The sequence below is a fragment of the Kytococcus sp. Marseille-QA3725 genome (assembly GCF_054950055.1).
In genome coordinates this window covers 137918-155474 of the sequence record NZ_JBUCLA010000001.1, presented here as the reverse complement: position 1 = coordinate 155474, position 17557 = coordinate 137918, and the positions used below count along the sequence as shown (strand labels likewise).

The following is a 17557-nucleotide window of genomic DNA, read 5'->3' as shown; positions in this document are numbered from 1 at the left end:
CTCGTCCTGGGCTCACCAGACGTAGGCGAGGACTTCCCCGCCCACGCCCTTGGCTGCAGCCTGCTTGTCGGTCAGAAGACCCGAGGAGGTCGACAGGATCGCGATGCCCAGGCCACCCAGGACCCGCGGCAGGTTCGTCGACTTGGCGTACACACGCAGACCGGGCTTGGATACCCGGCGGACACCTGCGATGGAACGCTCACGGTTCGGGCCGTACTTCAGGGAGATCACGAGGGTCTTGCCGACCTCGGCCTCCTCCTCGGTCCACTCACCGATGTAACCCTCGGCCTTGAGGATGTCGGCGATGTGGGCCTTCAGCTTCGAGAACGGCATGCGCACCTCGTCGTGCTGCGCCGAGTTGGCGTTGCGCACGCGGGTGAGCATGTCCGCGATCGGATCAGTCATGGTCATGGGCAGTCGCGCCCTTCCTCATCCTGGTTTCGCCGGGTGGATCGCGGGGATCCGGCGGAGCGGCTCACCGCGTCCGTCGCGCCGCAGCGCACCCGGGGACCTGTGATGGAGTGGAGTGGATGTAGAACGTGGGTCACCAAGAGGACTTGGTGACGCCCGGGAGCTGACCCGCGTGGGCCATCTCGCGCAGGCAGATGCGGCACAGGCCGAACTTGCGGTACACGGAGTGCGGACGGCCGCACCGCTGGCACCGCGTGTAGGCGCGCACGGCGAACTTCTGCTTCTTCGCGGCCTTGTTCTTCAGAGCGGTCTTCGCCACGTCAGTTCTCCTTGAACGGGAAGCCCAGAGCGCGCAGCAGCGCACGGCCCTCGTCGTCGGTCTCGGCGGTGGTCACGACCGTGATGTCCATACCGCGGACGCGGTCGATCTTGTCCTGGTCGATCTCGTGGAACATGGACTGCTCGTTGAGACCGAAGGTGTAGTTGCCCTTGCCGTCGAACTGCTTCGGCGACAGACCGCGGAAGTCGCGGATGCGGGGCAGGGCCACCGACACCAGGCGGTCCAGGAACTCCCACATGCGGTCGCCACGCAGAGTGACGTTCGCGCCGATCGGCATGCCCTCGCGCAGCTTGAACTGGGCGATCGACTTCTTCGCCCGGTTCACGCGGGGCTTCTGACCGGTGATGGTGGTCAGGTCCCGGATCGCGCCGTCGATCAGCTTGGAGTCGCGGGCGGCCTCGCCCACACCCATGTTGACGACGACCTTGGTGACGCCGGGAATCTGCATCACGTTGGCGTAACCGAACTCGCTCTGCAGGGCCTCGCGGATCTCGGAGCGGTACTGCTCCTTGAGACGGGGCACCGGGCGCTCGGCGGCGGTCTGCTCGGTCATCTCGGTGGTCTCACTCATGCCAGGTCCTTGCCCGAGCGCACGGCCACGCGGGTCCGGGTGGCCTTGGTGCGGCCGTTGCGCTCGACGTTCTCGACGCGCGTGCGAACGCGGGTCGGGGTGTTGGTCTCCGGGTCCACCAGCGCCACGTTGGACACGTGGATGGGGGCCTCGACGGTCTGGATGCCGCCGGCTCCGCCACCGACACCGGCCTTGGTGTGCTTGGTGATGCGGTTGATGCCCTCCACGAGCACGCGGTTGCGCTCGGGGTAGACCTCGATCACACGACCGGTCTTGCCGCGGTCACCGCCGTTCTCCTGCTTGCGGCCGGTCACCACCTGCACCAGGTCGTTCTTCTTGATCTTCATCTTCGCCATGGCTCAGATCACCTCCGGGGCCAGGGACACGATGCGCATGAACGCGTTGTCACGCAGCTCGCGTCCGACCGGGCCGAAGATGCGGGTGCCGCGGGGCTCCCCGTCGGCCTTGAGGATGACGGCAGCGTTCTCGTCGAAGCTGATGTAGCTGCCGTCCGGACGACGACGCTCCTTCGAGGTGCGGACGATGACCGCCTTCACGACATCACCCTTCTTCACGTTGCCGCCGGGAATGGCGTCCTTGACCGACGCGACGATCGTGTCGCCGATGCCGGCGTAGCGACGGCCCGAACCACCGAGAACACGGATGCAAAGGAGCTCCTTCGCACCGGTGTTGTCGGCGACGCGCAGTCGCGACTCCTGCTGGATCACTGCAATCTCCTGTCGTCGAGCAGGTTCTCACCCCGCCGTACGGGGGTGAGCCTTGCCGAACCGGATGGACTGAAGGTGGGGGCCGCTCGCCGTGGCCGGTGGGCCCGGGCGTGCCGGCCCCCACCATCGATGGGTCTTACTTGGCCTTCTCCACGACCTCGACCAGGCGCCAGCGCTTGGTCGCGGACATGGGGCGGGTCTCGGCGATGCGGACGAGGTCGCCGACACCGGCGGTGTTCTCCTCGTCGTGCACCTTGACCTTCTTGGTCGTGCGGATGACCTTGCCGTACAAGGCGTGCTTCACGTGCTCCTCGAGGGCGACGGTGATGGTCTTCTCCATCTTGTCGCTCACGACGTAGCCGCGACGCTCCTTGCGGAACTGACGGCCACCGGGAGCAAGCAGCTTGCCGGACTCGGACACCTCGGGGGTGGTCTGCTCGGACATCAGGCCTCCTGGGCGGCGCGGCCGATGTTCAGCTCGCGCTCGCGCATCTCGGTGTAGATACGGGCGATGTCCTTGCGGACCGCACGCAGGCGGCTGCTGTTGGACAACTGGCCCGTGGCGGACTGGAAACGCAGGTTGAACAGCTCCTGCTTGGCCTCCGCCAGGGCGTCACGCAGGCCCTGGTCGTCCAGGCCGCGCAGGTCGTTCATCGTCTTGTCGTCGGAGCCGAGCGCCATCAGGCGTCACCACCCTCACGTGCCACGATGCGGCACTTCATCGGAAGCTTGTGCATGGCCAGTCGGAGCGCCTCGCGGGCGACGTCGTCGGACACGCCGGAGAGCTCGAACATGATGCGGCCCGGCTTCACGTTGGCGACCCACCACTCCGGCGAGCCCTTACCGGAACCCATGCGGACCTCGGCGGGCTTCTTGGTCAGCGGACGGTCGGGGTAGATGTTGATCCACACCTTTCCGCCTCGCTTGATGTAGCGGGTCATCGCGATACGAGCGGACTCGATCTGACGGTTGGTGACGTAGGCGGGGCCCAGGGCCTGGATGCCGTAGTCACCGAAGGCCAGCTGCGTGCCGCCCTTCGAGGCACCACCGCGCTTGGGGTGGTGCTGCTTGCGGTGCTTCACACGACGCGGGATCAGCATCAGTTCTCGCCTCCCTCGGCGGGCTTGGCCTCGCCGGCACCGGCCGACGCGGACTCCGGGGCGTCACGACGCGGGCCACGACCGCGGCCACGGCCCTCGCCACCACGGCCACGACCGGGGCGGTCACCGCGGCCACGACGCTGCTGCGGGGCGTTCGCCTGCTCGCGGGCGAGCTCCTTGTCGGTCATGTCGCCCTGGTAGATCCAGACCTTGACGCCGATGCGGCCGAACGTGGTGCGGGCCTCGTAGAAGCCGTAGTCGATGTTCGCGCGGAGGGTGTGCAGCGGCACGCGGCCCTCGCGGTAGAACTCCGTGCGGCTCATCTCGGCGCCACCCAGGCGGCCGGAGACCTGCACGCGGATGCCCTTGGCACCGGCGCGCTGCGCGGACTGGATGCCCTTCTTCATGGCACGACGGCTGGACACACGGGCGGACAGCTGCTCCGCGATGCCCTGGGCCACGAGCTGGGCGACGGCCTCGGGGTTCTTCACCTCGAGGATGTTGAGCTGCACCTGCTTGCCGGTCAGCTTCTCCAGCTGGCCGCGCAGGCGGTCCGCCTCGGCGCCACGGCGACCGATGACGATGCCCGGACGCGCGGTGTGGATGTCGACGCGCACGCGGTCACGGGTGCGCTCGATCTCCACCTTGGCGATGCCGGCGCGCTCCATGCCCGTGGACAGGAGCTTGCGGATCGCGACGTCCTCGCCGACGAAGTCGGCGTAGCGCTGACCCTCGGCGGAGGAGTCGGCGAACCAGCGGCTCTTGTGGTCGGTGGTGATGCCCAGACGGAAGCCGTGCGGGTTGATCTTCTGACCCATCAGCGGGCCCCTCCCTTGGCGTTCTCATCGGTCTTCTGCGAAACGAGCACGGTGATGTGGCTCGTGCGCTTCAGGATCTTGCTGGCCCGCCCCTGAGCACGGGGGCGGAACCGCTTCATGCTCGGACCCTCGTCGACGTACGCCTCGCTGATGTACAGCGAGCCCTCGTCGAACTTGGTCGCGTCGCGGTCGGCCATGAACCGGGCGTTGGCGATAGCGCTCTGCAGCACCTTCATCACCGGCTCGCTCGCACCCTGCGGGGCGAACTGCAGCACGGCCAGGGCCTCAGAGGCCTGCTTGCCACGGATCAGGTCCACGACGCGGCGAGCCTTCATGGGCGTCACGCGGACGTACCGCGCCTGCGCCTTGGCTTCCATGTCAGTCCCTCTTCAATCGTTCTGGTGGTGAGTGGTTGTGACCGCGGGAGCGATCACGGTGCTGCGGTCAGCGACGGCCCTTGCGGTCGTCCTTGACGTGACCGCGGAAGGTCTTCGTCGGGGCGAACTCGCCGAGCTTGTGACCGACCATCGACTCGGTCACGAAGACCGGGACGTGCTTGCGACCGTCGTGCACGGCCAGGGTGTGACCGAGCATGTCCGGGGTGATCATCGATCGGCGGGACCACGTCTTGATCACGTTCTTGGTGCCGGCTTCGTTCTGGGCGTCCACCTTCTTGGCAAGGTGGTCGTCGACGAAGGGGCCCTTCTTGAGACTACGAGGCATCTCAGGTGCTCCTTATCAGCGCTTCTTGCCGGTGCGGCGACGGCGGACGATCATCTTGTCGCTGCTCTTGCCCGGCTTGCGGGTGCGGCCCTCGGGCTTGCCCCAGGGGCTGACGGGGTGACGACCACCGGAGGTGCGTCCCTCACCACCACCGTGCGGGTGGTCCACCGGGTTCATGACCACACCACGCACGGTCGGGCGCTTGCCCTTCCAGCGCATGCGGCCGGCCTTGCCCCAGTTGATGTTGGACTGCTCGGCGTTGCCGACCTCGCCGATGGTGGCGCGGCAGCGGGCGTCGACGTTGCGGATCTCGCCGGACGGCATGCGCAGCTGCGCGTAGGGGCCGTCCTTGGCGACGAGCTGCACGCGGGCGCCGGCCGAGCGCGCGATCTTGGCGCCGCCGCCGGGGCGGAGCTCGATCGCGTGGATCACGGTACCGACGGGGATGTTGCGCAGCGGCAGGTTGTTGCCCGGCTTGATGTCGGCCGACGGGCCGGACTCGACGGACGCACCCTGCGCCAGGTTCTTCGGCGCGATGATGTAGCGCTTCTCGCCGTCGGCGTAGTGCAGCAGCGCGATGCGCGCGGTGCGGTTGGGGTCGTACTCGATGTGGGCGACCTTCGCCGGCACGCCGTCCTTGTCCGCCCGACGGAAGTCGATCAGGCGGTAGGCGCGCTTGTGACCACCACCGATGTGACGGGTGGTGATGCGACCAGAGGCGTTGCGGCCACCGGACTTGGTCAGCGGGCGCACCAGCGACTTCTCAGGCGTGGTGCGGGTGACCTCGACGAAGTCCGCGGCGCTCGAGCCGCGGCGGCCCGGGGTCGTGGGCTTGTGCTTGCGGATTGCCATGTTGGGGTCCTAGCTCCGTACTCGTGTCTCGTGTCGACTTCTCAGCGGGCTCAGGCGCCGGCGCCGAAGATGTCGATCGAGCCTTCCTTGAGCGTGACGATGGCGCGCTTGGTGTCCTTGCGACGGCCCATGCCGAAGCGAGTACGACGGGCCTTGCCCTGGCGGTTCATCGTGTGGACCGAGTCGACCTTGACGTCGAAGACCTTCTCGACGGCGAGCTTGATCTCGGTCTTGTTGGCACGCGGGTCGACCAGGAAGGTGTACTTGCCCTCGTCCAGCAGGGCATAGGACTTCTCGGAGACGACCGGCGCGACGATCACGTCGCGCGGGTCCTTGGCGACCTGGGTGCTCGACTGGTTCATCGGGGTGCTCACTGGGCGACCTCCTGCGTCGAAGCGTTCGTGTCGGCGGTGGCCTTCCGACCACCGGCGATGAAGGCGTCCAGCGCACCAGAGGTGAAGAACACGTCGTCGGCGCACATGACGTCGTAGGTGTTCAGCTGGTCGGCGAAGAGCACGTGCACGTTCTGCAGGTTGCGCAGGCTCAGCAGCGACAGCTCGTCACCGCGCTCCAGCACGACCAGCAGGTTGCGACGGTCGGTGAGACCACGCAGCAGCGTGGCGACCGACTTGCTGGAGGGCTTGTCGCCCTCGAGCACGGCGCTCAGCACGTGGATGCGGCCGTGACGGGCACGGTCCGAGAGCGCACCGCGCAGGGCGGCAGCCTTCATCTTCTTGGGGGTCCGCTGCGCGTAGTCACGCGGCTGCGGGCCGTGGACGGTGCCACCACCGGCGAACTGCGGCGCACGGGTCGAACCCTGACGGGCGCGACCGGTGCCCTTCTGGCGGTAGGGCTTGCGGCCACCACCGCGCACGTCGGAGCGGGTCTTGGTGGCGTGGGTGCCCTGGCGGGCCGCGGCGAGCTGGGCCACGACGACCTGGTGGATCAGCGGCACGTTCGCCTCGACGTCGAAGATCTCGGCGGGCAGCTCGACGGAACCGTCGGCCTTGCCGGCGGGGCTGATGATGTCGATCTTCGGCATGTCAGGCTCCCTTCGCGGCGGAGCGGACGAGGACCAGGCCGCCACGGGCACCGGGGAGGGCGCCCTTGATCAGCAGGAGGCCCTTGTCGGCGTCCACGGCGTGGATGGTGAGGTTCTGGGTGGTCTGACGCTCGCCGCCCATGCGACCCGCCATGCGGGTGCCGCGGAAGACGCGACCGGGGGTGGCGCAGCCACCGATCGAACCGGGCTTGCGGTGGTTGCGGTGCGCGCCGTGGGAGGCGCTCACACCGGCGAAGTTGTGACGCTTCATGACGCCAGCGAAGCCCTTGCCCTTCGTGGTGCCCGTGACGTCGACGACGGCGCCGGTCTCGAAGGTCTCGACGGTGAGCTCCTGGCCCAGCTCGTAGGAGTCGGAGTCAGCGGTCCGCAGCTCGGTCACGTGACGGCGCGGGGTGACCCCGGCCCTCTCGAAGTGACCGCGCAGGGGCTTGCTGACCTTGCGGGGGTCGATGTCGCCGGTGGCGATCTGCACGGCCCCGTAGCCGTCGTTGTCCTGGGTGCGAATCTGCGTCACCACGTTCGGGGCGACCTGCACGACGGTGACGGGCACGAGACGGTTCTCGTCGTCCCACACCTGGGTCATGCCGAGCTTCGTGCCCAGAACGCCGGCGACCGTGCGCTGCATGGTGTTCTCAGTCATCGTGGCGCTCACAGCTTGATCTCGATGTTCACGTCAGCCGGGAGGTCGAGGCGCATCAGGGAGTCCACGGCCTTGGGGGTCGGGTCCACGATGTCGATCAGACGCTTGTGCGTCCGCATCTCGAAGTGCTCTCGGCTGTCCTTGTACTTGTGCGGGGACCGGATAACGCAGAAGACGTTCTTCTCCGTCGGGAGGGGCACAGGGCCCACAACGGTCGCGCCCGCACGGGTCACGGTGTCCACGATCTTCCGCGCCGAGGAGTCGATGACCTCGTGGTCATACGACTTCAGCCGGATGCGGATCTTCTGTCCCGCCATCGGTTCGTTGACTCTCTCTCGTCGTACCGCTAATGGTCTTGGCGGCCATCCCCGACCCACGCACTCGGGTGTGTCGTCCTTGTGGGACGCACGTCCACGACGTGGATCGTTCCGGGAGGGGGGTCGGAGTACCGCTCCCCCGCTTGACCGGGTTCGTGCTCCGGCCGGGCAGCGACCGTCCCGCACAGCGGGGTGGAGCACGACTCCACGGTCGGACCTGCCTCGTCCAGAAAGGCGATGCGCTGCGTCCGCGTCGGTGAATGCTCCGGTTCCGGTTCGACCGGCCTGGAAGCGCTCACACGCTGGGGACTCGCAGCGTCATCGCCCAACAAGCAACTGCCCAATTGTGGCACAGCCCGGACGCGGCGCCAAATCACGACCGGGAGACCCCACTCACGGCCCGCCCACCGGCGGCTGCAGGGCTCCCGAGGGATCCGAAAGAGCGACGACACACCCCAGGCCAGCACCGGAGCCACCAGCAGCGCGGGCAGCAGGTCGCCCACCGGCACGGAACGGATGCGGAGCAGCCCGAGGGCGATCCCCACCAGGAGCAACCCTCCGGCCGCCGTCACCGCGTCAACCGCGTACACCGGCACCACGTCACCCGCAGCGGCCCCCACCAGCGTGAGCAGCCCCTGGACCACCAGCACCGTGACCGCGGAGCACAGCACCCCGACCCCCGAACGCGGAGGCGAACGCCGTGGCCGCGAACAGGTCGAGGGCCGACTTCAGCGCCAGCTGGTCGGTCCCCGCCCCGGGCCGTCGTTCAGCGAGCCCAGCACCGTCAGCGGCCGACGCAGAACAGGAGCGAGGCCGTCGTCCACCCGCGCACGAACCGCTCCCCGGTCGCCTGCGGACCCTCGGCCCCGCCCTCCTGCGTGGCGCCCGGGGAGCTCCCACCACCGAGCACCGCCTGCAGCCGGCCCGCCAAGCCCTCCATGCGCTCCTCGACCCGGGCCAGCGAACCGACCACGCCGCCGAAGACCAGGGCACCCAGCACCACCAGGACCGGGACCCCCTCCCCCACGGCTCGCTCCGGTTCCTGCGAGCCCACCACCCCCACGGAGAGTCCGGCCATCATGAGGGTCACCAGCCCCGGGGCGTCGGTGACGACGTCGTGCGCCCGCTGCGGCAGACGGTCGCCGAACGCCATCCCCACCAGGGACCCGACGACCACGGCGATGACGTTCACGAGGGTCCCGGCGCCAGGAGGGAGTCCGTCCATGGAGCACAGGGCGGGCCCGCGCAGCACGAAGGCCCCCGACCCTGGTGGGTCGGGGGCCTTCGATGACGCGGCCGACCGCGTCGGCGCAGTGCCCGTGAGGGCGCTGGATCAGTCCAGGATCTTGGTGACCTGGCCGGCGCCGACGGTACGACCACCCTCACGGATGGCGAACTTCAGGCCCTCCTCCATGGCGACGGGCTGGATCAGCTCGACGGTCATCTCGGTGTTGTCACCGGGCATCACCATCTCGGTGCCCTCCGGCAGGTTCACCACACCGGTCACGTCGGTGGTGCGGAAGTAGAACTGCGGACGGTAGTTGTCGTAGAACGGGGTGTGACGGCCACCCTCGTCCTTGGACAGGATGTAGACCGAGCCCTCGAACTTCTTGTGCGGGGTGATCGAACCCGGCTTGCAGATGACCTGGCCGCGCTCGATGTCCTCGCGCTTGGTGCCGCGGAGCAGCAGACCGACGTTCTCACCCGCACGACCCTCGTCGAGCAGCTTGCGGAACATCTCGATACCGGTGACGGTGGTGGACTGCTTGTCCTCGCGGATACCCACGAGCTCCACATCGTCGTTGACGGTGAGCACACCGCGCTCGATGCGGCCGGTGGCCACGGTGCCACGACCGGTGATGGTGAAGACGTCCTCCACCGGCATGAGGAACGGCTTGTCGATGTCGCGCTCCGGCTCCGGGATGGCCTCGTCGACGGCGGTCATGAGCTCGACGATCTTGTCGCCCCACTCCTGGTCGCCCTCGAGGGCCTTCAGAGCGGAGATCTTCACCACCGGCACGTCGTCGCCCGGGAAGTCGTACTCGGAGAGCAGCTCGCGGACCTCCATCTCGACGAGCTCCATGATCTCCTCGTCGTCGACCATGTCGGCCTTGTTCAGCGCCACCACGATGTAGGGGACGCCGACCTGGCGGGCCAGGAGCACGTGCTCCTTGGTCTGCGGCATCGGGCCGTCGGTCGCGGCGACCACGAGGATCGCGCCGTCCATCTGGGCGGCACCGGTGATCATGTTCTTCACGTAGTCCGCGTGACCGGGGCAGTCGACGTGGGCGTAGTGACGCGCCTCCGTCTGGTACTCGATGTGCGCGATCGAGATCGTGATGCCGCGCTGCTTCTCCTCGGGCGCCTTGTCGATGGTGTCGAACGGCGACGCCTCGTTCAGCTCCGGGAAACGGTCGTGCAGAACCTTGGAGATGGCAGCCGTCAGCGTCGTCTTGCCGTGGTCGATGTGACCGATGGTGCCGATGTTGACGTGCGGCTTGCTCCGCTCGAACTTTGCCTTCGCCACTGGGGTCCTCCTGTTGGACGTGTGGTTCTCACGCTGGGGTCGCCGCGGGATTGCGGGGATCAGTGCGTGAGTATTGCTGATTACTGGGAACTGTTGCGAATCAGGCTCAGGGAGTGTACCCGGGGAGGGTCACTCGCCACGAACCTTCTTCACGATCTCCTCGGCGACGTTCTTCGGAACCTCACCGTAGGAGTCGAACTGCATCGAGTAGTTGGCACGACCCTGGGTCTTCGACCGCAGGTCACCGACGTACCCGAACATCTCCGACAGCGGCACACGGCCGCGGACGAGCTTGGAGCCCGACACGTCGTCCATGGACTGGATCGTGCCGCGACGCGCGTTGATGTCGCCGATGACGTCACCCATGTACTCCTCGGGCGTACGCACCTCGACGGCCATCATCGGCTCGAGCAGGACCGGGTCGGCCTTGCGGACGGCCTCCTTGAGGGCCATGGAGCCGGCGATCTTGAACGCCATCTCGCTGGAGTCGACGTCGTGGTACGCGCCGTCCAGCAGGGTGGCCTTGATGCCCACCAGCGGGTAGCCGGCGAGCACACCCAGCTGCATGGCCTCCTGGATGCCCTGGTCCACCGAGGGGATGTACTCGCGCGGGACGCGACCACCGGTGACGGCGTTCTCGAACTCGTAGAGCTCGCCGTCCTCCTCCTCGGTCTGCTCCAGCGGCTCGAAGGACAGCTGCACCTTGGCGAACTGACCCGAACCACCAGTCTGCTTCTTGTGGGTGTAGTCGAACTTCTCCACCGGACGGCGGATCGTCTCGCGGTAGGCCACCTGCGGGGCACCCACGTTGGCCTCGACCTTGAACTCGCGCTTCATGCGGTCCACGAGGATGTCGAGGTGCAGCTCGCCCATGCCGCCGATGACGGTCTGGCCGGTCTCCTCGTCATGGTTCACCGTGAAGGTCGGGTCCTCCTCGGCGAGCTTCTGGATGGCCGTGGAAAGCTTCTCCTGGTCACCCTTGGTCTTCGGCTCGATGGCCACGTGGATCACCGGCGCCGGGAAGGTCATCGACTCCAGCACGACCGGGCTCTCGGGCACGCACAGCGTGTCGCCGGTGGTGGTGTCCTTCAGACCGATCACGGCGTAGATGTGACCGGCGGACACCTTCTCCACCGGGTTCTCCTTGTTGGCGTGCATCTGGAACATCTTGCCCAGACGCTCCTTCTTGCCCTTGGTGGCGTTCAGGAGGGCCGACCCGGAGGTCATCTCACCGGAGTACACGCGGATGTAGGTCAGCTGACCGAAGAACGGGTGCGTCGCGACCTTGAAGGCCAGGGCCGCGAACGGCTCCTTGGCGGACGGCGCGCGCTCGACGGTGGTCTCCTCGTCGTTCGGCAGGATGCCCTCGATCGGGGGCAGGTCCACCGGCGATGGGAGGTAGGACACGACCGCGTCCAGCAGCGGCTGGACGCCCTTGTTCTTGAAGGCGGTGCCGCAGAACACGGGGTTGACCTCGTTGGCCAGGGTGAGCGCACGGACACCGGCGCGGATCTCGTCCTCGGTCAGCTCCTCGCCGCCGAGGTACTTCTCCATGAGCTCCTCGGAGCTCTCGGCCACGGTCTCGATGAGCTGGGTCCGGTACTCCTCCGCCTTGTCCTGCAGGTCGGCCGGGATCTCGTCGATCCCGTAGGCCTCACCCAGCGGGGTCTCCTTGGACCAGGTGAACGCCTTCATGGTGACCAGGTCGACCATGCCGATGAAGTCGGACTCGGAGCCGATGGGCAGCTGCATCACCAGCGGCTTGGCGCCCAGACGGTCCACGATGGTCTGCACGGAGTAGTAGAAGTCCGCGCCCATCTTGTCCATCTTGTTGATGAAGCACATGCGCGGGACGCCGTACTTGTCGGCCTGCCGCCACACGGTCTCGGACTGGGGCTCGACACCCTCCTTGCCGTCGAACACGGCGACGGCGCCGTCCAGGACGCGCAGGTTGCGCTCCACCTCGACGGTGAAGTCAACGTGTCCCGGGGTGTCGATCAGGTTGATCTGCGTGCCCTTCCAGAAGGAGGTCACGGCAGCGGAGGTGATGGTGATACCACGCTCCTTCTCCTGGTCCATCCAGTCGGTCGTCGACGCACCGTCGTGGGTCTCACCCATCTTGTGGTTCACACCCGTGTAGAACAGGATGCGCTCGGTGGTCGTGGTCTTGCCGGCATCGATGTGCGCCATGATGCCGATGTTGCGGACCTGCTTGAGGTCCGTGAGGACGTCCTGTGCCACGGTCTCTCTTCTCGCTCGAGTGGGTGTGTTCGTCAGGTGTAGTCAGTGCACTGCCGCGCAGCGACGGTCACCGATGGTGGCACGTGGCCACCACCGGTGACCACCGGATCACCAGCGGTAGTGGGCGAACGCCTTGTTGGCCTCGGCCATCTTGTGGGTGTCCTCGCGGCGCTTGACCGCGGCACCCAGGCCGTTCGAGGCGTCGAGGATCTCGTTCATGAGGCGCTCGGTCATCGTCTTCTCACGACGCTGGCGGGCGTAGCCCACGAGCCAGCGCAGGGAGAGGGTGGTAGCACGAGCCGGCTTGACCTCGATCGGCACCTGGTAGGTCGCACCACCGACACGGCGGGACTTGACCTCGAGGGCCGGACGGATGTTGTCCAGGGCGCGCTTGAGGGTCTGGACGGGGTCGGTGCCGGTCTTCTCCTGCACGCCCTCGAGGGCGCCGTAGACGATGGATTCGGCGACGGACTTCTTGCCGTCCAGCAGGATCTTGTTCACCAGCTGCGTGACCAGCTGCGACCCGTGCACCGGGTCGACGGCCAACGGGCGCTTGGGAGCGGGGCCCTTACGAGGCATTACTTCTTCTCCTTCTTCGCGCCGTAGTGGGAACGAGCCTGGTTGCGGTCCTTGACGCCCTGGGCGTCGAGCGCACCGCGGATGATCTTGTAGCGGACACCCGGGAGGTCCTTCACGCCGCCGCCGCGGACGAGGACGATCGAGTGCTCCTGCAGGTTGTGGCCGACGCCCGGGATGTAGGCCGTGACCTCGATGCCGCTGGTCAGGCGCACACGCGCGACCTTGCGGAGGGCCGAGTTCGGCTTCTTGGGGGTGGTGGTGTACACGCGGGTGCACACGCCACGGCGCTGGGGCGAGCCCTTGAGGGCCGGGGCGTCAAGCTTCTTGACCTTGTCCCGGCGGCCCTTGCGGACCAGCTGGTTGATGGTAGGCACTGATGAAACTCCGTGTTTCGTCGTTGTCGCCGCTCTCACGGCTCCTGGATGAGTCGCACGACCGCCACCGCGACACCGGGCCGACGGGTCCGACCGGATCGCGACGTCGTGCGGTCGCACGCTCCCCCACCCGCACTTCCACGGCATCGCCGGGCTGCCCGGTGAGGGGACGGCGCAGGTGAGCCCACGCCAATCGAATACTTTATTGCACCCGTGGCCACGGGCCAAATCGGGATGGGCCGGGCGACCCGCGGCATCTCCCGCACCAGAGCGCGCACTCGCCCGGAATGCCGTGAGGGCCCCTCCGGCGGAGGGGCCCTCACGATCTCAGCGACGTCCGCCCGGGTGGGCGGCGCGGCTCACCAGCGGTAGTCGCCGGTGTCCACCTCGTCGAGGCGGACCGCCTCGCCGGTGCCCTCGCCGAACGCCGAGAAGTCGAAGCTCTCGAAGTCGCTGACCGCGTACGCCGCAGCCTTCGCCTCCTCGGTGGGCTCGACGGTGACGTTGCGGTAGCGCTGCAGCCCCGTGCCGGCGGGGATGAGCTTTCCGAGGATGACGTTCTCCTTGAGGCCCAACAGCGGGTCGCCCTTGCCGTGCATCGCGGCCTCGGTGAGGACGCGGGTGGTCTCCTGGAAGGAGGCCGCCGACAGCCAGGACTCCGTGGCCAGCGAGGCCTTGGTGATGCCCATCAGCTCGGGACGGCCCGAGGCGGGCTTCTCGCCCTCGGCCACCACGCGACGGTTCTCGGCCTCGAAGCGGGAGCGCTCCACCAGGTCACCGGCCAGCAGGTTGGTCGCACCCTCCTCGATGATGGTGATGCGACGCAGCATCTGGCGGACGATCACCTCGATGTGCTTCTGGTGGATCGACACACCCTGCTGGCGGTAGACGCCCTGCACCTCGTCGACGAGGTGCTGCTGGACGGCCCGCGGGCCGAGGATGCGCAGGACCTGCTTCGGGTCCACCGCACCGACGACGAGCTGCTGCCCGGCCACGACCGCCTGCCCCTCCTCCACCAGGAGGCGGGTGCGCTTGCCGACGAGGTAGGCGTGCTCCTCGGTGCCGTCGTCCGGCACCAGGATGATCCGACGCTGCTTGTCCGCGTCCTCGATGCGGATGCGACCGGCGGCCTCGGCGATCGGGGCGACACCCTTCGGGGTGCGCGCCTCGAACAACTCGACCACACGCGGCAGACCCTGCGTGATGTCGTCACCGGCCACACCACCGGTGTGGAAGGTGCGCATCGTCAGCTGGGTGCCGGGCTCACCGATCGACTGCGCGGCGACGATGCCGACGGCCTCACCGATGTCGACCAGCTGGCCGGTGGCCAGCGAGCGGCCATAGCACTTGGCGCAGGTGCCGACCGTGGACTCGCAGGTGAGCACGGAGCGGACCTTGACCTTGTCCACGCCGGCCGCCACGAGCTTCTCGATGAGCACGTCACCCAGGTCGTCACCGGCGTTCGCCACGAGGGTGCCGTCGACCTCGATGTCCTCCGCCACGGTGCGGGCGTAGGCGGTCGACTCGACCTCGTCGTCCACCGTCACGGTGCCTTCCAGGCCCCGCTGACCGATGGTGACCTTCACGCCGCGACCGGTGCCGCAGTCGGCCTCGCGGACGATGACGTCCTGCGAGACGTCCACCAGGCGACGGGTCAGGTAACCCGAGTCGGCGGTACGCAGCGCGGTGTCGGCCAGACCCTTTCGGGCACCGTGCGTCGAGATGAAGAACTCCAGCACCGTCAGGCCCTCGCGGAACGAGGCCTTGATCGGACGCGGGATGATCTCACCCTTCGGGTTGGCCATGAGGCCACGCATGCCGGCGATCTGACGCAGCTGGAACCAGTTACCACGGGCACCGGAGGTGACCATGCGGTAGATCGGGTTGTCGGCCGGGAAGTTGTTCTCCATGACCTTCGCGACCTCGTTGGTCGCCTGCGTCCAGATCTCGATGAGCTCCTGACGGCGCTCGTCGTCGGTGATCAGACCGCGCTCGTACTGCACCTGCACCTTGGCGGCCTTGGTCTCGTAGCTCTCGAGGATCTCGGACTTGTTGTCCGGCACCACGACGTCGGAGATGGCCACGGTCGTACCCGAGCGGGAGGCCCAGTAGAAGCCGTTCTCCTTCAGCGCGTCCAGCGAGGCGGCGACGTCGACCTTGTCGTAGCGCTCGGCCAGGGCGTTGATGATGTTGGAGAGGACCTTCTTGTCCACCGCGTTGTTCACGAACGGGAAGTTCTCCGGCAGCGACTCGTTGAAGATCGCCCGACCCAGCGTGGTCTGCAGGGTCAGCATCGGCGCGTAGCCCTTCTCGTCGAGTTCCAGCTCGCCATCGAAGCCGGCGGGCGGCACGACGTGCGGCAGACGCATGACGATCGGGGTCCCGAGCTCGATCTCACCGCGGTCGTAGGCCATGCGGGCCTCGGACTGGCTGGCGAAGTGGCGGAGGTCCTCGGTCTTCAGGTCGTCCGTGCCGAGCACCTGGGAGGTCAGGTGGTACAGACCGATGATCATGTCCTGGGTCGGCATGGTCACCGGCCGGCCGTCGGCCGGCTTGAGGATGTTGTTGCTCGAGAGCATCAGGATGCGGGCCTCGGCCTGCGCCTCGGCGGACAGCGGCAGGTGCACGGCCATCTGGTCACCGTCGAAGTCGGCGTTGAAGGCGGTGCAGACCAGCGGGTGGATCTGGATCGCCTTGCCCTCGATGAGCTGCGGCTCGAACGCCTGGATGCCGAGGCGGTGCAGCGTGGGTGCACGGTTCAGCAGCACCGGGTGCTCGGTGATGACCTCCTCGAGCACGTCCCACACCATCGGGTTCTGGCGCTCGACCATGCGCTTGGCCGACTTGATGTTCTGCGCGTGGTCGAGGTCGACCAGACGCTTCATCACGAACGGCTTGAAGAGCTCCAGGGCCATCTGCTTGGGCAGACCGCACTGGTGCAGCTTGAGCTGCGGACCCACCACGATGACCGAACGGCCCGAGTAGTCCACGCGCTTGCCCAGCAGGTTCTGACGGAAGCGACCCTGCTTTCCCTTGAGCATGTCCGAGAGCGACTTCAGCGGACGGTTGCCCGGACCGGTGACCGGACGACCGCGACGACCGTTGTCGAACAGGGAGTCCACGGACTCCTGCAGCATGCGCTTCTCGTTGTTGATGATGATCTCGGGCGCACCGAGGTCGAGCAGGCGCTTCAGACGGTTGTTGCGGTTGATGACGCGGCGGTACAGGTCGTTCAGGTCGGAGGTCGCGAAGCGGCCACCGTCCAGCTGCACCATCGGACGCAGGTCCGGCGGGATGACCGGGACGGCGTCCAGGACCATGCCCTGCGGCTCGTTGTCGGTGGTCAGGAAGGCCGTGACCACCTTGAGGCGCTTCAGGGCGCGGGTCTTCTTCTGGCCCTTGCCGGTCGCGATGATCTCGCGCAGCTTCTCGGCCTCGGCCTCGAGGTCGAAGCCCTGCAGCAGCTTCTGGAGCGCCGCGGCGCCCATGCCGCCCTCGAAGTACATGCCGAAGCGGTCGCGCATCTCGCGGAAGAGCATCTCGTCGCCCTCGAGGTCCTGGACCTTGAGGTTCTTGAAACGGTCCCAGACCTGCTCCACGCGCTCGATCTGCTGGTCGGCGCGCTTGCGGATCTGGTTCATCTCGCGCTCGGCGGAGTCGCGCACCTTGCGCTTGGCGTCGGACTTGGCGCCCTCGGCCTCGAGCTCGGCGATGTCGCTCTCGAGCTTCTTGGCCCGGGCCTCGACGTCCGCGTCGCGGCGGCTCTCGGTGGCCTTGATCTCCGTCTGGATCTCGGCCTCCAGCGAGGGCAGGTCGTTGTGGCGACCCTCCTCGTCCACCTCGGTGATGACGTAGGCGGCGAAGTAGATGACCTTCTCGAGGTCCTTCGGGGCCAGGTCCAGCAGGTAGCCGAGGCGGCTGGGCACACCCTTGAAGTACCAGATGTGCGTGACCGGGGCGGCCAGCTCGATGTGGCCCATGCGCTCACGGCGCACGGCCGAGCGGGTCACCTCGACACCGCAGCGCTCGCAGATGATGCCCTTGAAGCGCACGCGCTTGTACTTGCCGCAGTAGCACTCCCAGTCCCGGGTGGGACCGAAGATCTTCTCGCAGAAGAGTCCGTCCTTCTCGGGCTTCAGGGTGCGGTAGTTGATGGTCTCCGGCTTCTTGACCTCGCCGTGGCTCCACTGGCGGATGTCGTCGGCAGTGGCCTGTCCGATGCGAAGCTCGTCGAAGAAGTTGACGTCGAGCACAGGTGTCCTTCTCTCGTGTT

The 17557-nt window shown here is 67.5% G+C and carries 23 protein-coding genes; all 23 read right to left on the bottom strand.

Features of this window, described 5'->3' with window-relative positions:
• Positions 1–12 precede the first annotated feature (12 nt).
• On the bottom strand, positions 13–411 hold the full coding sequence (gene rpsH, locus ACY8FT_RS00705; protein ID WP_075868565.1) for a 30S ribosomal protein S8: 399 nt from the start codon (positions 409–411) through the stop codon (positions 13–15).
• Between the two features lie 133 nt (positions 412–544).
• Positions 545–730 carry a type Z 30S ribosomal protein S14 gene (locus ACY8FT_RS00700; protein ID WP_015780006.1) on the bottom strand — a complete coding sequence of 62 codons (186 nt, stop codon included), beginning with the start codon at positions 728–730 and terminating at the stop codon, positions 545–547.
• 1 nt (position 731) lies between these two features.
• Positions 732–1322 (bottom strand): 50S ribosomal protein L5, encoded by a 591-nt coding sequence (gene rplE / locus ACY8FT_RS00695; protein WP_462417036.1) that lies wholly within the window; start codon positions 1320–1322, stop codon positions 732–734.
• Positions 1319–1678 carry a 50S ribosomal protein L24 gene (gene rplX, locus ACY8FT_RS00690; RefSeq protein ID WP_462417035.1) on the bottom strand — a complete coding sequence of 120 codons (360 nt, stop codon included), beginning with the start codon at positions 1676–1678 and terminating at the stop codon, positions 1319–1321. Before rplX ends, rplE begins: the two co-directional genes overlap by 4 nt.
• Positions 1679–1681: 3 nt before the next feature.
• Positions 1682–2050 (bottom strand): 50S ribosomal protein L14, encoded by a 369-nt coding sequence (rplN, locus tag ACY8FT_RS00685; RefSeq protein ID WP_462417034.1) that lies wholly within the window; start codon positions 2048–2050, stop codon positions 1682–1684.
• Positions 2051–2186: 136 nt separating this feature from the next.
• The gene (gene rpsQ / locus ACY8FT_RS00680; protein WP_462417033.1) at positions 2187–2495 is read right to left on the bottom strand and encodes a 30S ribosomal protein S17; all 309 of its coding nucleotides are present in this window, start codon (positions 2493–2495) and stop codon (positions 2187–2189) included.
• Entirely contained in the window at positions 2495–2731 is a 237-nt protein-coding gene (gene rpmC / locus ACY8FT_RS00675) for a 50S ribosomal protein L29 (protein WP_462417032.1), read from the bottom strand. Before rpmC ends, rpsQ begins: the two co-directional genes overlap by 1 nt.
• Positions 2731–3150, bottom strand: a complete 420-nt coding sequence (gene rplP / locus ACY8FT_RS00670) for a 50S ribosomal protein L16 (protein WP_462417031.1) — start codon at positions 3148–3150, stop codon at positions 2731–2733. The genes rpmC and rplP overlap by 1 nt, the downstream gene beginning before the upstream one ends.
• The gene (gene rpsC / locus ACY8FT_RS00665) at positions 3150–3968 is read right to left on the bottom strand and encodes a 30S ribosomal protein S3 (protein WP_462417030.1); all 819 of its coding nucleotides are present in this window, start codon (positions 3966–3968) and stop codon (positions 3150–3152) included. Before rpsC ends, rplP begins: the two co-directional genes overlap by 1 nt.
• Positions 3968–4345, bottom strand: coding sequence for a 50S ribosomal protein L22 (gene rplV, locus ACY8FT_RS00660; RefSeq protein ID WP_462417029.1), 378 nt, complete (start codon positions 4343–4345; stop codon positions 3968–3970). The genes rpsC and rplV overlap by 1 nt, the downstream gene beginning before the upstream one ends.
• A 67-nt stretch (positions 4346–4412) precedes the next feature.
• On the bottom strand, positions 4413–4691 hold the full coding sequence (rpsS, locus tag ACY8FT_RS00655; protein ID WP_015780015.1) for a 30S ribosomal protein S19: 279 nt from the start codon (positions 4689–4691) through the stop codon (positions 4413–4415).
• Between the two features lie 15 nt (positions 4692–4706).
• The gene (gene rplB, locus ACY8FT_RS00650; RefSeq protein WP_462417028.1) at positions 4707–5543 is read right to left on the bottom strand and encodes a 50S ribosomal protein L2; all 837 of its coding nucleotides are present in this window, start codon (positions 5541–5543) and stop codon (positions 4707–4709) included.
• A 50-nt stretch (positions 5544–5593) separates the two neighbouring features.
• The gene (gene rplW / locus ACY8FT_RS00645) at positions 5594–5905 is read right to left on the bottom strand and encodes a 50S ribosomal protein L23 (RefSeq protein WP_462418371.1); all 312 of its coding nucleotides are present in this window, start codon (positions 5903–5905) and stop codon (positions 5594–5596) included.
• Positions 5906–5913: 8 nt separating this feature from the next.
• Positions 5914–6585, bottom strand: a complete 672-nt coding sequence (gene rplD / locus ACY8FT_RS00640) for a 50S ribosomal protein L4 (RefSeq protein WP_462417027.1) — start codon at positions 6583–6585, stop codon at positions 5914–5916.
• Between the two features lies 1 nt (position 6586).
• Positions 6587–7246, bottom strand: coding sequence for a 50S ribosomal protein L3 (gene rplC, locus ACY8FT_RS00635; RefSeq protein WP_462417026.1), 660 nt, complete (start codon positions 7244–7246; stop codon positions 6587–6589).
• A gap of 8 nt (positions 7247–7254) precedes the next feature.
• Positions 7255–7563: a 30S ribosomal protein S10 gene (gene rpsJ, locus ACY8FT_RS00630; protein WP_006946210.1), complete on the bottom strand. Its 309-nt coding sequence runs from the start codon at positions 7561–7563 to the stop codon at positions 7255–7257.
• A 29-nt stretch (positions 7564–7592) separates the two neighbouring features.
• Positions 7593–8183 carry a DUF554 family protein gene (locus ACY8FT_RS00625; protein WP_462418370.1) on the bottom strand — a complete coding sequence of 197 codons (591 nt, stop codon included), beginning with the start codon at positions 8181–8183 and terminating at the stop codon, positions 7593–7595.
• Between the two features lie 164 nt (positions 8184–8347).
• Entirely contained in the window at positions 8348–8788 is a 441-nt protein-coding gene (locus tag ACY8FT_RS00620) for a DUF554 family protein (RefSeq protein WP_462417025.1), read from the bottom strand.
• Positions 8789–8896: 108 nt separating this feature from the next.
• Positions 8897–10090, bottom strand: a complete 1194-nt coding sequence (tuf, locus tag ACY8FT_RS00615) for an elongation factor Tu (RefSeq protein WP_462417024.1) — start codon at positions 10088–10090, stop codon at positions 8897–8899.
• A 129-nt stretch (positions 10091–10219) separates the two neighbouring features.
• Positions 10220–12331, bottom strand: coding sequence for an elongation factor G (gene fusA, locus ACY8FT_RS00610; RefSeq protein ID WP_462417023.1), 2112 nt, complete (start codon positions 12329–12331; stop codon positions 10220–10222).
• Between the two features lie 108 nt (positions 12332–12439).
• Positions 12440–12910 (bottom strand): 30S ribosomal protein S7, encoded by a 471-nt coding sequence (rpsG, locus tag ACY8FT_RS00605; RefSeq protein ID WP_070705857.1) that lies wholly within the window; start codon positions 12908–12910, stop codon positions 12440–12442.
• Complete coding sequence (gene rpsL / locus ACY8FT_RS00600) at positions 12910–13284, bottom strand: 30S ribosomal protein S12 (RefSeq protein ID WP_015780024.1); 375 nt, start codon at positions 13282–13284, stop codon at positions 12910–12912. The genes rpsG and rpsL overlap by 1 nt, the downstream gene beginning before the upstream one ends.
• A 359-nt stretch (positions 13285–13643) precedes the next feature.
• The gene (locus ACY8FT_RS00595; protein WP_462417022.1) at positions 13644–17537 is read right to left on the bottom strand and encodes a DNA-directed RNA polymerase subunit beta'; all 3894 of its coding nucleotides are present in this window, start codon (positions 17535–17537) and stop codon (positions 13644–13646) included.
• Between the last annotated feature and the right edge of the window lie 20 nt (positions 17538–17557).

Excerpts from the sequence above, each read along its gene's own strand:
- rplW (WP_462418371.1), bottom strand. The coding sequence starts at position 5,905 with ATGAACCAGTCGAGCACCCAGGTCGCCAAGGACCCGCGCGACGTGATC.
- rplV (WP_462417029.1), bottom strand. The coding sequence starts at position 4,345 with ATGGAAGCCAAGGCGCAGGCGCGGTACGTCCGCGTGACGCCCATGAAG.
- rpsG (WP_070705857.1), bottom strand. The coding sequence starts at position 12,910 with ATGCCTCGTAAGGGCCCCGCTCCCAAGCGCCCGTTGGCCGTCGACCCG.
- ACY8FT_RS00620 (WP_462417025.1), bottom strand. The coding sequence starts at position 8,788 with ATGGACGGACTCCCTCCTGGCGCCGGGACCCTCGTGAACGTCATCGCC.
- rplX (WP_462417035.1), bottom strand. The coding sequence starts at position 1,678 with ATGGCGAAGATGAAGATCAAGAAGAACGACCTGGTGCAGGTGGTGACC.
- rplP (WP_462417031.1), bottom strand. The coding sequence starts at position 3,150 with ATGCTGATCCCGCGTCGTGTGAAGCACCGCAAGCAGCACCACCCCAAG.
- rpmC (WP_462417032.1), bottom strand. The coding sequence starts at position 2,731 with ATGGCGCTCGGCTCCGACGACAAGACGATGAACGACCTGCGCGGCCTG.
- rpsJ (WP_006946210.1), bottom strand. The coding sequence starts at position 7,563 with ATGGCGGGACAGAAGATCCGCATCCGGCTGAAGTCGTATGACCACGAG.
- rplB (WP_462417028.1), bottom strand. The coding sequence starts at position 5,543 with ATGGCAATCCGCAAGCACAAGCCCACGACCCCGGGCCGCCGCGGCTCG.
- rpsQ (WP_462417033.1), bottom strand. The coding sequence starts at position 2,495 with ATGTCCGAGCAGACCACCCCCGAGGTGTCCGAGTCCGGCAAGCTGCTT.
- rpsH (WP_075868565.1), bottom strand. The coding sequence starts at position 411 with ATGACCATGACTGATCCGATCGCGGACATGCTCACCCGCGTGCGCAAC.
- rpsS (WP_015780015.1), bottom strand. The coding sequence starts at position 4,691 with ATGCCTCGTAGTCTCAAGAAGGGCCCCTTCGTCGACGACCACCTTGCC.
- rplE (WP_462417036.1), bottom strand. The coding sequence starts at position 1,322 with ATGAGTGAGACCACCGAGATGACCGAGCAGACCGCCGCCGAGCGCCCG.
- rplC (WP_462417026.1), bottom strand. The coding sequence starts at position 7,246 with ATGACTGAGAACACCATGCAGCGCACGGTCGCCGGCGTTCTGGGCACG.
- rpsC (WP_462417030.1), bottom strand. The coding sequence starts at position 3,968 with ATGGGTCAGAAGATCAACCCGCACGGCTTCCGTCTGGGCATCACCACC.
- rplD (WP_462417027.1), bottom strand. The coding sequence starts at position 6,585 with ATGCCGAAGATCGACATCATCAGCCCCGCCGGCAAGGCCGACGGTTCC.